Annotated in this window: 15 protein-coding genes; 7 read left to right on the top strand and 8 right to left on the bottom strand. The window is 68.9% G+C overall.

Annotated elements, in window-relative coordinates; all coding sequences use genetic code 11:
- Together ASF54_RS16910 and ASF54_RS10340 are read left to right on the top strand one after the other, a co-directional pair.
- The coding region (locus ASF54_RS16910) for a hypothetical protein (protein ID WP_235481005.1) at positions 1–202 on the top strand (202 nt) is incomplete at its 5' end.
- A gap of 209 nt (positions 203–411) precedes the next feature.
- Entirely contained in the window at positions 412–801 is a 390-nt protein-coding gene (locus tag ASF54_RS10340; RefSeq protein WP_055961722.1) for a VOC family protein, read from the top strand.
- Positions 802–820: 19 nt separating this feature from the next.
- Here ASF54_RS10340 and ASF54_RS10335 read toward each other — a convergent pair whose 3' ends face one another.
- The 5 genes from ASF54_RS10335 to ASF54_RS10315 form a co-directional block, all read right to left on the bottom strand.
- The gene (locus tag ASF54_RS10335; protein WP_055961719.1) at positions 821–1,036 is read right to left on the bottom strand and encodes a hypothetical protein; all 216 of its coding nucleotides are present in this window, start codon (positions 1,034–1,036) and stop codon (positions 821–823) included.
- Between the two features lie 213 nt (positions 1,037–1,249).
- The gene (locus tag ASF54_RS10330; protein WP_162237122.1) at positions 1,250–1,783 is read right to left on the bottom strand and encodes a MarR family winged helix-turn-helix transcriptional regulator; all 534 of its coding nucleotides are present in this window, start codon (positions 1,781–1,783) and stop codon (positions 1,250–1,252) included.
- Positions 1,784–1,902: 119 nt separating this feature from the next.
- Complete coding sequence (locus ASF54_RS10325; protein WP_235481004.1) at positions 1,903–2,592, bottom strand: esterase/lipase family protein; 690 nt, start codon at positions 2,590–2,592, stop codon at positions 1,903–1,905.
- A gap of 51 nt (positions 2,593–2,643) precedes the next feature.
- On the bottom strand, positions 2,644–3,081 hold the full coding sequence (locus ASF54_RS10320) for a DUF1801 domain-containing protein (RefSeq protein WP_055961715.1): 438 nt from the start codon (positions 3,079–3,081) through the stop codon (positions 2,644–2,646).
- A gap of 75 nt (positions 3,082–3,156) precedes the next feature.
- Entirely contained in the window at positions 3,157–4,263 is a 1,107-nt protein-coding gene (locus tag ASF54_RS10315; RefSeq protein WP_055961711.1) for an FUSC family protein, read from the bottom strand.
- A gap of 120 nt (positions 4,264–4,383) precedes the next feature.
- Between ASF54_RS10315 and ASF54_RS10310 the strand changes: the two genes are divergently transcribed.
- Positions 4,384–4,734 carry a hypothetical protein gene (locus ASF54_RS10310; RefSeq protein ID WP_123940361.1) on the top strand — a complete coding sequence of 117 codons (351 nt, stop codon included), beginning with the start codon at positions 4,384–4,386 and terminating at the stop codon, positions 4,732–4,734.
- Between the two features lie 4 nt (positions 4,735–4,738).
- Here the strand turns inward: ASF54_RS10310 and ASF54_RS10305 are convergent, their stop codons facing one another.
- Positions 4,739–5,179, bottom strand: a complete 441-nt coding sequence (locus tag ASF54_RS10305; protein WP_055961705.1) for a MarR family winged helix-turn-helix transcriptional regulator — start codon at positions 5,177–5,179, stop codon at positions 4,739–4,741.
- Between the two features lie 35 nt (positions 5,180–5,214).
- Here ASF54_RS10305 and ASF54_RS10300 point away from each other — a divergent pair, with 35 nt between their 5' ends.
- Positions 5,215–5,919 carry an MBL fold metallo-hydrolase gene (locus tag ASF54_RS10300; RefSeq protein ID WP_055961702.1) on the top strand — a complete coding sequence of 235 codons (705 nt, stop codon included), beginning with the start codon at positions 5,215–5,217 and terminating at the stop codon, positions 5,917–5,919.
- Positions 5,920–5,944: 25 nt separating this feature from the next.
- Here ASF54_RS10300 and ASF54_RS10295 read toward each other — a convergent pair whose 3' ends face one another.
- Entirely contained in the window at positions 5,945–6,670 is a 726-nt protein-coding gene (locus ASF54_RS10295) for a gamma-glutamyl-gamma-aminobutyrate hydrolase family protein (protein WP_055961699.1), read from the bottom strand.
- 190 nt (positions 6,671–6,860) lie between these two features.
- Here ASF54_RS10295 and ASF54_RS10290 point away from each other — a divergent pair, with 190 nt between their 5' ends.
- The 3 genes from ASF54_RS10290 (at position 6,861) to ASF54_RS10280 (ending at position 9,827) form a co-directional block, all read left to right on the top strand.
- A complete protein-coding gene (locus ASF54_RS10290) occupies positions 6,861–8,387 on the top strand; it encodes an AlkA N-terminal domain-containing protein (protein WP_055961696.1) in 1,527 nt (508 codons plus the stop codon).
- The gene (locus ASF54_RS10285; RefSeq protein ID WP_055961693.1) at positions 8,384–8,911 is read left to right on the top strand and encodes a methylated-DNA--[protein]-cysteine S-methyltransferase; all 528 of its coding nucleotides are present in this window, start codon (positions 8,384–8,386) and stop codon (positions 8,909–8,911) included. Before ASF54_RS10290 ends, ASF54_RS10285 begins: the two co-directional genes overlap by 4 nt.
- A 115-nt stretch (positions 8,912–9,026) precedes the next feature.
- Positions 9,027–9,827 (top strand): J-domain-containing protein, encoded by an 801-nt coding sequence (locus ASF54_RS10280; protein WP_084816097.1) that lies wholly within the window; start codon positions 9,027–9,029, stop codon positions 9,825–9,827.
- Between the two features lie 131 nt (positions 9,828–9,958).
- Here ASF54_RS10280 and ASF54_RS10275 read toward each other — a convergent pair whose 3' ends face one another.
- Entirely contained in the window at positions 9,959–11,173 is a 1,215-nt protein-coding gene (locus tag ASF54_RS10275) for an AI-2E family transporter (protein WP_235481003.1), read from the bottom strand.
- Positions 11,174–11,318: the final 145 nt, after the last annotated feature.

The following is an 11,318-nucleotide window of genomic DNA, read 5'->3' as shown; positions in this document are numbered from 1 at the left end:
CGCCGGCGACGAGGAGGCCGGCGGTAGCGAATCCGACTGTAGCTTTCGAGAACTTGCGCATGATAATCCTTTGATGGATGTTACTTGGACGTTTCCGGTAAGCCCGGTGCGTATTCCTGGGGCGTTTGCCCGATGTCTTGTGTTCGCTACCGTCCATCAAAGGGTTTGCTTGCTCGCGAAAAACTTTTTTGCAGGGCCCTGACAAGAGTGATGGCACGGGGCCGACCCGAACCGGCCCCATGCCGTGCCCGGCAACCCTGATCCTTGCCGCCGGAACGACCCAATACTCACTCCGGGGCTATCACCACAACAGATCTGGACACAAACCGGACCGGATGGTATTGAGCGATCGTCTACTTCGCGGCGGTGCATGCGAGGGCCTCGAGGAGTCGCCCGGGGTTGGATGGATGCATGCCGACACTCACCGGAATCGACCATGTGGCCATCACTGTCAGCGACCTCGGTGCGAGCAGTGCCTTCTATGAGCGGCTGTTCGGGTTCGGCCCGATCGGTTCCCTCGACGGGGACGGCCTGTCGCGGCGGCTCTTCCGGTTACCCTCGGGCACCAACATCGGTCTCACTCAGCATGAGCGGGGCGCGGGTGGACGGTTCGATCCGTTCACACCGGGGCTGGACCACGTCGGATTCGCCGTGGAAGGTCTCGACGAGTTGCGAGCCTGGGCAGCGCACCTCGATGCAGTCGGGTTCGCCAACTCGGGCCTTGTCGAGGCGGACTACGGCACAGCCCTGAGCGTCAAGGATCCCGACGGCGTCGCCCTGGAGTTCTTCGTCGCTGCGTAGACCCGCCCCTGACACAGGTTTACGACGCGTCGCGCTCGTTCAGAGTGCGTGTGCCGACGAGGCGGTCAGTCGCCGCGGTCGCCATTCTGCCGATGAAATCGGCGTAGGTCGGCTCGGACTCGAGGGGCTGCTGCTGCGGTGACGACGGCAGCAGGATCGCTGGCGCGCGGCGATGACGCAGGGTCGAGATGCGGACAGGTTCGACGGAGGGCTCGGAGCGGTAGAGGCTGCTCATGCAACAACCGCCAGCAGAAGAGAGGCCGGCGCGAGGCCGGAGGGCAGCGAATGGGTGATGGGCGGGGTCATGGCGACCTGCGATTCTGGTGAAGCCGCGTAAAGCTTCGTCTCGTCCGGGACACCCGACGTACCGCCTGGACTCCCGAAACAGGGGGAGAGAGATCGATGGTCACGCCGAGGGATTGTGCATCCCGATCCCTTCGAGACTAGGTCAGACCACCGACATTGCGGGGTCGATGTCGTTAAGTGGCTTAGCGACCGGTGCGCCCTTGTCGAGCGAGAGGGTGACCGCGTCGAGCAGGCTGATCACTCGTTTTGCTTCGCGCGCGGTGATCGTCGAGAGCTTCATGCGGAGGGCGTGCTGACTCGTGCCCGCCGCGTCCTGGAGCTTTGCCCGGGCTACGGGCGTCAGGCCGAGGAGCTGACCGCGACCGTCCTCAGGATCCGGCTGCCGCGTCACGAACCCCCGTGTCATGAGCCTGTTCAACAGAATCGTGGTGGCGGCGCTCGTCACCCCGAGCATGTGGGTCACATCGCGGGGGCGCGGGGTGCGACCGACGTTCTCCAGGCGCGCGATGTACTCGATGGCGCTGAGGTCGTTGGCCCCGATACCGAAGTGGTCACGGAGTCGGCACCGGTGCAGGGCCTCTGCGTCTTGCAGTGCGTAGAGCGCTTGGATCACGGCGCCGGAGGGGGTGGCCGGATCGAAATCGTAGAGGGGCGGTGTGACGGCCTCGTCGTTCATGCTGTTCTCCTGGAGCCGAAAGCCCGGCATCTCGATCGAATCAGCGCGACGCGACAGTATTGAATCTACCCACCGCCGCTGGTGACGGCCAGGGATGTCGTTCTGCGGCGGGGCCGGGCTCAGCGGGCCGCAACGGCGAGGACTGTTCGGATCGTGCGGGGGAGCGCCAGGATCCTGAAGTGTCCGCCCGCAGGCAACCGGATGTTCTCGGCCCCCGGCAGACTGCTGCCCTCGGGGATGTGCGGGTCGAACTCGCCGAAGATCGACACGATTCGGGCGTTGACCTCCCGGTTGCGGGCGAGAAGCAGCGTCGTCGCGTCGCGCGGCGAGAACGCGCGAAGGCTTTTCAACACCAGCCAGGGGGCGTACCGCGAACCCGAGAACGGCGAGCAGATCGCGACCATCGACTCGATCCGGTGCGCGTCGTCGAGCAGCGCCATCACGTATTTGCCGATCAGTCCGCCCTTCGAGTGGGCGACGATCACGACATCGGTCAGCTCGTGCTCGAGCACATAGGTGGCGACATCGTGTGCGGTCGCCTCGACCGGCCGGCTGTTCCAGTGCAGTGAATCGAGCACGTGCACGGGGTGGCCGGCGGCATGCACCCGAGCGATGAGGGGTCGCAGGAACGCCCAGGTCTCCCACACCCCCGGGATCACGACGACCGGGCGTCCCTCTCCACTGAGATAGAGACCAGGATCCCGGCGCCCGACGATCGCCCTCACCTGCCAGTGAGCTGCGAACGCGTAATCCCGCACCCACCACACGATGTTCCGCGCGATGCGACGTGCGAGTGCGGAGAGCTTCACGACTCGACGCTACTCATCTCGTCGCAGGCCGGCCCGCGTCGCCTCGGGCTACTACTTCTTCGCGGACGCCTTGGCCGCGGCCTTCGCGGAAGTGCGGTCCGCGATCAGGGTGATCGCCGCACGGACGAGGTCACGGAGGCCCTCCTCGTCGACGACGTCGGCTTCGAAGTAGTCGATCGAGCGGCGCTTGTTGCCCTCCAGCTCGGCGTTGAAGATGCCCTTCGGGTCGGGCAGCGAGGCGCCGTCCATGAAGCCGATCTTGACCTTGCCCTTGAAGATGTTTCCGACGCAGATGATGCCGCCGAGCTCCCAGACGGGGGAGCCCATCCACTTCCAGGTCTCGACGATCGCGGGGTCGACCGATCGGATGATGGCGCGCAGCTGAGCGAGGCGGGCGCCCCGCCAATCGGGGTTCTTGGCGATCAGAGCGTCGATCTGCTCCGCGGCGGTGGGGGCTGCCGTGTCTGCACCTGCGGCTGTGTCGTCCATGCGCTCATTGTGGCGCGAGTCGTGGTTCCCGTCGAGGGTGTGCGGGGTGAGGGCGGCGAGCTGCGCGGCGAAACCTCAGAATCGACCAATCGTGGCCTCGCGCACCGGACGATTTTGAGGTCTCGGCGAGGGGGTCACCAGTAGCACCACGACGGCGACGACGACACCGATCACGGTTTCGACGAGACGATCGCTCACCAGTTCGGCCAGGGGCAGCGGCGATGCGAGATGCACCATCACCAGAGCCAGCGGCGTGACGCCGACGGTCGCCAGCGCGTAGTTGCGCAGGATGAACAGCTCCGCCCAGAGCTGAGCCGCGGCGACGATCACGATCAGCCAGACGAGGGGCGGGTCGAAGCTGAGCAAAAGGGCGGCGAGAGCCACCCCCAGGATCGTGCCGACCAGACGCTGACTGCCGCGCCCCAGCTGGGCCCCGAGCGTCGCGCCCGAGAGCGGAACGGTCGCGGCGACGGCGGCCCAGTAGGGGTGACCGATGCCGACCGCGGTGGCGAGGGCCCCCGCCGCGAGTGGGCCGACGAGGTAGCGGACGATGTCGCGGCGGACGCCCGGCGCTCCGAGGATGTCGCGGAACGGAACCGCGGGGCGCAGGCCGTGCTTGGCCGGTGTCGAGGGTGCGGCGCTGTCGCGCAGAGACGGCAGGATCCGGCCCACCTGCCCCAGCAGCACCGCAAAGGTCGCTGCGCCGAGAGGGAGCACGGCCGCCCAGATGAGGTCGACCGGTGCATGGGCGAACGCCGAGGTGCTCCCGGTCGCGAAGACCAGGAACAGCGACGGCACCGGGAGCAGGCCGATGCGGCGGGAGAGGAGGAGGCCGGCGACCGAGAGGACGGCGATCGCCGCTACGGCGAGGAAGGAGGCGGGGGCGACGACTGCGACCAGGGTGCCGACGACCACTGCGGTGGTGAGCGCCAGGCCGGCAGCGGCCTGCAGGCGCCAGCGGGCGGCATACGTGGAGTGGCGGCCGAAGACGCCGGCCATGGCGCCGAACGTCGCGTAGAGCGTGAGGGTCGGGTGGCCCGTGAGTGACAGGATCGCGATCGGCAGCACGACCGCGATGGCCGCGCGGATCGCTCCGGCGTGAGCTCGGTTGTGCGGCAGCACGGAGAGGAACTCGCGTCGCCACTCCGAGCGGATGGTGGTGGGCGCGGTGGACGAGTGCATCACGTAATTATATAACTATAGCTGTATGAAAGCGAGGGCTGCCGGATCCTGGAGCGCACTCGGATCTGATCGTTCCGCCGCGGATTAGCGGAACAGGCCGCACAGGAGAAAGATGTCTCCGTGACTCACGATCTGATGACCCCCGAGCAGAACCTCCAGCGAATCATGTGGACGGGCACGATCTGGTTTATCGGTGCTGCCGGTTCGGTAGCTCTGGCTCTCGGGCTGCTGCTCGCCTCAGGGTGGCGGCCGGCCGTGCTGGCCGGCGGGATCGCCGTGCTGTGGTGGGTGGGAGCCGCGCTCACCGCGCTCAGCATCGGGCTCATGGGCTGGTCGGGGTGCCCGATCCTCGAGGTGAGTGTGCCGATCGCCGACCGGAACAAGACGCGAACGATGCAGATCGGAACGCTGTTCTACATCGTCGGCGGGGCAGCTGCGCTGTTCGCCGTGCTGCTCGGCCCCGCGCACTAGCTGATCAGCGGTCGGCCATCGCGTCCGAGAGCGCGTCGAGCAACGCGGGCACGCGGGCGAGCAGGGCACGCTCGTCGATCGACAGTGACTCGCGAGCGGCCTCGAGCACGACGCCCGCGCGGAGGCGGCGTGATTCGGTGACCACGTCGGATCCTGCGGTCGTCAGCGTGATGAGCACGCCGCGGGCGTCGTCAGGGTCGGAGGCTCGGGCGACGAGCCCGGCCCGCTCGAGTTCGGCGACGACGGCGCTGGCGCTCTGGTGTCGAATGCGGCGGAGGCGAGCCAGCGCCGCGATACTCTGGGCGCCGTCGCGCATCAGAAAGCCGAGCGTCTCGATCTGCCCGTCGCTCTCGTGAGCGGTTCGGTCGCGGACGGCTCTGACCAGTACTCCGACCGAGCGGCGGAGTTCGTCGGCGGAGTCGAGGTCGAAGGGGTCGGTGCTCATGCAGCAACTATACAGTTTGGCTGTATAGTTGCGGGATGGAACTCACCGGAACGGTCCTCACCAAATACACCCACGCAACGATCGTCTTCACCAAGGGCGAGAACTCGCTGGTCGTCGATCCGGGCAGCTACACGCCGAACTCGGCCGAGCTCGTGGCGTCCGCCGAGGCCGTGCTCGTCACGCACGACCACGCCGACCACTTCGACGCGGAGGTGCTCGCCGCTGCTCTCGGAGCCCGACCCGAGCTGACGGTCTACGCGCCGGCGTCGGTCACCTCGGCCCTGTCGAAGGCGCTCTCGTCGGCCCAGCCTTCCGCCGGCGACGCTGCTGGCGCCGAGTCGGTCGGCACGATCGTCACCGTCTCGGCTGGCGACACCTTCACTGCCGCCGGGTTCGACGTCGCGGTCTTCGGCGACGACCACGCCGTGATCCACCGCGACATCCCGCTCGTGCAGAACGTCGGCTACCTGATCGACGGCGCCGTCTTCCACCCGGGCGATGCGTACCTCGAGCCGGGCGTGCCTGTCGAGACGCTGCTCATGCCGGTCAGCGGACCCTGGATCAACACCGAGAAGGCCGTCGACTACGTGCGTGCCGTGGCTCCGACGTCGACGATCCAGATCCACGACCTGATGCTGAGCGATGCGGGCAAGGGATCGACGGCCCAGTTCCTCGGCGCCGACGGCCTCACGGGAGTGCCGATGACGCTGCTGGCGGTCGGCGAGTCGACGACGCTCTAGCTGCCCTCGGCATGGCCGGAGCGGCCTAGCCGGAAACCGCGTCGCGAGCCGCCGCGAGCAGGTCGTCGAGCACGGTTCCGTCGGATCCTCGGTCTTCGGGGTGCCATTGCACCGCCCACATCGGCGCCGACTCGTGCTCGATCGCCTCAACGGTGCCGTCGTCCGCCCGGGCCACGACTCGCAAGCCCGAGCCCGGCCGGTCGACGGCCTGGTGGTGCGACGACTGCACGGTGAACGCGGTCTCGCCGACGATCGCGGCGAGCCGGGAGTCGCGGTCGACTGTGACCTCGTGCCGGAGCATGTCGGATCCTGCCGGACCGGCCGCGACGTGCCCGCCGTCGTGGAGGTGCTGCACGAGATCGCCGCCGAGCGCCACGTTGATCACCTGCATGCCGCGGCAGATGCCGATCAGCGGTGTGCCCGACGCGACCGCGGCCCGCACGAGTGCCGTCTGGGCTCGGTCGGCGTCGCCGAAGATCTCTTCTCGCCCGGGGTAGTCGGCTGCGCCGCCATAGAGCGCAGGATCCACATCCTCACCACCCGTAAGAAGCACGGCATCCGAGGTGGCGAGTTCGGTCTCGAGGTCGGCGTCGTCCGAGACGACGCGCCGCACCGCGAACCCCGTGCGGACGGCCGCCGCCGCGATGCTTTCGCTCAGTGTGCGCAGCTCGGCGCCGTAGGCGGGGTCGGCGCGCTCGCGGTCGCTGACGTCGACGAGGAGGAGGCGGGGGCGCTGGCTTTGCTCGTTCACGCGACGATTGTGGCAGAGCGGCGGTGTTGGGGGCGCGGTCGCCGCGAGACGCGTTGCGGACTCGGAGACGTGCCGCGGCGCGTGGGGGAGTCCGGGATGCGCGGTGCGGCGGATAGGGGAGGCGTGGGGGCGTCACTGCCGTGTCGGAAAACCGCTAGCGGGTGTCAGGGGCCGGTGTGAGGATGGAGCCATGCACCTCGACGACACGGTCTGCCGCGGCGCGGTCCGAAGCCGCGACGCGCGCTTCGACGGCTTCTTCTACACGGCTGTCCTCTCTACCGGCATCTACTGCCGGCCGAGTTGCCCGGCACGCACTCCGAAAGACGCCAACATGGTTTTCCACGCGTCATCGGCGTCGGCCCAGGCGGCGGGCTTCCGTGCCTGCAAGCGGTGTCGGCCCGATGCCGTGCCCGGCTCTCCCGAGTGGAACGTCCGCTCCGACACGGTGGCGCGGGCGATGCGGCTCATCGCCGACGGCGTCGTCGACCGAGAGGGTGTGCCACGTCTCGCCGAGGGCCTCGGCTACAGCGTCCGCCAGGTCGAGAGGCTTCTGAAAGACGAGCTCGGCGCCGGGCCCCTCGCTCTCGCGCAGGCACAACGCGCGCAGTCGGCACGGATCCTGATCGAGTCGACCGATCTGCCGATGTCCGATATCGCATTCGCCGCCGGGTTCTCGTCGGTGCGCACCTTCAACGACGTGCTCCGCGCGACCTACGCGACGACTCCCAGCGCGCTGAGATCGGCGGCCGGAACCGACGCTCGGCCATCACCCGACGGCACCGTCATCCACCTTCGGTTGGCGTTCCGGGAGCCCCTCGACCCGTCGAACCTGCTCGGGCATCTCATTGCGACGGGCGTGCCCGGTGTCGAAGAGTTCCGCGACGGGGCCTACCGGACGACCCTGCGGCTGCCTCGGGGCTGGGGCATCGTCTCGGTGCGCCGCCCGATCGGCTCTGCTTTTCCGGTCACCTTGCGGCTCAGTGACGTCCGCGATGTCTCGGCGGCCGTGAGTCGGGTGCGTCGTCTGCTCGATCTCGACGCCGACCCGGTGGCCATCGTCAACCACCTCCGGGCCGATCCGCATCTTCGCACTGCCGTCGAGGCGGCACCCGGGCGGCGTGTTCCGCGGGTTTCCGACCCCGAGGCGTTCGCGCTCCGGGCCGTGCTCGGGCAGCAGGTCTCGACGGCCGCCGCCCGCACTCATGCGGCGCGACTCGTTCAGGCGTTCGGCGAACGGATCGACGACCCCGACGGCGGCCTGACCCACCTGTTCCCGACGGCGGAGGCCGTGGCCGGCGCGTCATCGGGGGAGCTCGACGCGGCCCTTCGTGTGCCCGGTTCCCGTCGCCGAACCCTGCTGGGCGTCGCCGGGGTGCTTGCCTCGGGGGTTGTCGATCTCGGTGCCGGTTCCGACTGGGCCGAGGCCCGCCGACACCTCGATGCGCTGCCCGGCATGGGGCCGTGGACCATCGAGACAATCGCGATGCGCGCCCTGGGCGACCCCGACGCCTTCCTCGTCGGCGACCTCGGTGTCGTCAAGATCGCCGCCACCCTTGGTCTGCCCACCGACAAGCGCGGTCTCGAAGCAGCGTCGCGCGCCTGGTCGCCGTGGCGCGCCTACGCCGTCCAATACCTCTGGGCCCTCAGCCCGCACGCCGTCAACACGATTCCCGACCACGACGTCGTTCTGCCTCCTCTCGAAGGGCCTCCCGCATGACTTTCACAACCATCGACTCCCCCATCGGCGAACTCACCCTCGTCGCCGACGCCGACTCGACGGCCCTACGAGCGCTGTACATGGTCGACCACCGGCATGCCCCCGGCCGCGAGACCTTCGGCGATCGGGTCGACCCATCGACCGGGGTCTTCGCCGTCGCCGCCGACCAACTCGCAGCGTATTTCGCCGGGTCGCGGCGCACCTTCGACATCGCGCTCGACCCGGTCGGCACCGACTTCCAGCGGGCCGTGTGGCAGCAGCTCGCGCTCATTCCGTACGGCGAGACCCGCACGTACGGCGAGATCGCCGTGGCGCTCGGCAACCCGAAGGCCGTGCGTGCCGTGGGGCTCGCCAACGGGCGCAATCCGCTGTCGATCATCGTGCCGTGCCATCGCGTCATCGGGGCGAATGGCGCGATGACGGGCTTCGGCGGCGGCGTCGAGCGCAAGGTGCACCTCCTGGGTGTCGAGGCCGGGGTCGCCGGGCGGCCGATGCCTGCGGTGCAGCCCTCCCTCTTCGCATAGCGCCTGCAAATTCGAAGGAGAAACGCCCCCGCCGCAACGCAGACAGTGCGATCGGCGGGGGTCAGGCCGCCGAATCTCCTTCGAATTTGCACGGGTGCGGCGTAGCGTGGCGGTGATGGCCGAGCAACACGAACCGCAGGATCCGAGACCACCCGCCGCAGGGCCCGCCGCCCCTCGCGCTTCGGGTCGCTCACCCGCTGCCGCGCCGTCCTCGCAGGTCGAGCGTGTGCGCGACACAGCCCGCCGCGATCCGTCCCTCGCCGCGGTCCGCTACCGCCTCGAGCGCGCCGAGTCCGATGCGCGGGCCGCTGAGGCTGGCGCTGCGGGCGCTGACCTCTCCGCCGCAGGCGCCACCGCCGCACCCCGCACCGACCCGAAACGCGCCCCAACCGCCGCCGAACTGCGGGCCATCGCCAAGACCGCCCTCGATCGCGCGATCGACGCCGGCGAGTTCGACAATTCGCCGCTCGCCGGCAAACCCCTCCCCGGGCTCACCGGCGGCCACGATCCCGATTGGTGGATCAAAGCCAAGATCGAACGCGAGGGTCTTTCGGGGGTGGCTCCTCCGGCGCTGTCGCTCCGTACCGAGAACGCGCAGCTCGACGACCTCCTCGACTCGATGGCGACTGAGGCGTCGGTGCGTGCGACCCTCGCCGACTTCAACTCGCGAATCGTGGAGGCTCGGCGGCAGCTCGCCGGCGGGCCACCCGTGGTGACGCCATTGCGCGATGCCGACGCCGAGGTGGGGCGGTGGCAGGCGCGGAGGGAGGCGCGGCGCGCGGCAGCGGCAGAGTCAGCGGCGCTGGCCGAGGCCGAAGAAGCCGCCCAGCAGACGACATGGCGAGCCCGACGCCGAGCCGCTCGGGCTCAGCGCGCCCAGGAGCGGGGGCTCGGGGGCGGGGTCGCCGGATCCTGAGCTTGTTCGCCTGGAAAATTTGAGAGCGATCCGGCTGAGGCACCCCCGTACGGCAGTCACGGGTGTGACCCAGAGCCAGGATCGCTCTCAAATTGGCAGAGACAAAGACCGCCAGCGGCAGCAGCCGAGCGCTACGCCTCGGGTACGACCTCCGACGTCGCATCCTTCTCGGCCGCGCGCTGCGACTCCGACTTCCACTTGCCGCGCGCGACGTACGTCACCATCACGTTGAGCACGGCGATCGTCGGCACGGCGAACAGGGCGCCCGGGATCCCGGCGATATACGAACCGCCGGCAACCGCGAACACGACCGCGAGCGGGTGCACCTTGACGGCGTTGCCCATGACGAGCGGCTGGAGCACGTGCGCTTCCAGCAGGTGCACGATGATGACGCCGCCGAGCATGATTAGCGCCTGGAGCGGGCCGATGAACAGCAGGGCGATCACGACGGCGAAGGCCCCCGAGACGATGGCGCCGACGACCGGGATAAACGATGCCAGGAACACCAGGACGCCGATCGGGACGGCCAGAGGCAGCCCGAGGAAGAACGCGAACAGGCCGACTCCGAGTCCGTCGACCGCCGCGACGAAGATCTGCACGCGCACGAACGTGGTGAGCGTGTGCCAGCCCGACTGGCCGGCGCCGTCGACCGCGGCGCGGGCGCGACGCGGGAACAGCTGGGTGACCCACTTCCAGACGCCGTCGCCGTCGATGAGCATGAAGATCGTGGCGAAGATCGTCAGCAGGCCGTCGGCGATGAAGTGCGCACCCCCGAGTCCGACTGCCGCGACACCGGAGAGGAGCGACTTCGAGCTGTCTTGGATGGCCGTGGTGGCCGAGTCGAGCACCGAGTTGTAGTCGCTGCTCGTGAGGTTGAACGGGGGCGCGGCGAGGAACTGCTTGACGACCTCGAACCGGTCGACCGACTTCTTCTCGAGTGCGGGGAGCCCGGCTCGCACCTGCAGGACGACGAGCAGCACGAGCCCGCCGAAGATCACGATCGCGAGCAGCAGCGCGACGACGATCGACAGCCACTTGGGAACGCGGTGGCGCTCGAGCAGGCGGACGAACGGCTGCAGCAGGGCCGAGATCAGCAGCGCGATCAAGAACGGCACGACGATCTCGGCGAGCTTCTCGATAAGGAACAGGAAGACGGCGAGGCAGGCGACGACGACGAGGATCCGCCACCCCCACGCCCCTGCGATCTTCATGCCGTTCGACACGGTGTCGTCGGCCCGGAATGCCGGAACGACCGGGCCGGCCGAGACGCGGGCGTCGCGCGGGGCGCGCGGGGCGCGGGTGTCGCGCGAATCGTCGGAGGAGTGAGAGAAACCGGGGATCTTCATGAGCTGCGTGTGCTCGGCTTTCTGGACGGGTGCAGGGAGGCCGCCGGTGCGGTGGCTACCGATGAGTCGGCTAGAGACGACCAATCGTCACGCAGAAACTGCGCGAACTGCAATGTACCGCCCTATCGCCGAGCAGTGCGCGCCC

The sequence above is a fragment of the Frondihabitans sp. Leaf304 genome (genome assembly GCF_001423105.1).
In the GTDB taxonomy this organism is placed as follows: Bacteria; Actinomycetota; Actinomycetes; order Actinomycetales; family Microbacteriaceae; genus Frondihabitans.
The sequence above is the reverse complement of the archived record's forward strand: the minus strand, read 5'-3'. Positions and strand labels throughout refer to the sequence as shown.

Bases quoted from the DNA above. Each gene is read 5' to 3' on its own strand.
- ASF54_RS10340 (WP_055961722.1), top strand. From the start codon at position 412: ATGCCGACACTCACCGGAATCGACCATGTGGCCATCACTGTCAGCGAC.
- ASF54_RS10335 (WP_055961719.1), bottom strand. From the start codon at position 1,036: ATGAGCAGCCTCTACCGCTCCGAGCCCTCCGTCGAACCTGTCCGCATC.
- ASF54_RS10330 (WP_162237122.1), bottom strand. From the start codon at position 1,783: ATGAACGACGAGGCCGTCACACCGCCCCTCTACGATTTCGATCCGGCC.
- ASF54_RS10320 (WP_055961715.1), bottom strand. From the start codon at position 3,081: ATGGACGACACAGCCGCAGGTGCAGACACGGCAGCCCCCACCGCCGCG.
- ASF54_RS10315 (WP_055961711.1), bottom strand. From the start codon at position 4,263: ATGCACTCGTCCACCGCGCCCACCACCATCCGCTCGGAGTGGCGACGC.
- ASF54_RS10305 (WP_055961705.1), bottom strand. From the start codon at position 5,179: ATGAGCACCGACCCCTTCGACCTCGACTCCGCCGACGAACTCCGCCGC.
- ASF54_RS10300 (WP_055961702.1), top strand. From the start codon at position 5,215: ATGGAACTCACCGGAACGGTCCTCACCAAATACACCCACGCAACGATC.
- ASF54_RS10290 (WP_055961696.1), top strand. From the start codon at position 6,861: ATGCACCTCGACGACACGGTCTGCCGCGGCGCGGTCCGAAGCCGCGAC.
- ASF54_RS10285 (WP_055961693.1), top strand. From the start codon at position 8,384: ATGACTTTCACAACCATCGACTCCCCCATCGGCGAACTCACCCTCGTC.
- ASF54_RS10280 (WP_084816097.1), top strand. From the start codon at position 9,027: ATGGCCGAGCAACACGAACCGCAGGATCCGAGACCACCCGCCGCAGGG.
- ASF54_RS10275 (WP_235481003.1), bottom strand. From the start codon at position 11,173: ATGAAGATCCCCGGTTTCTCTCACTCCTCCGACGATTCGCGCGACACC.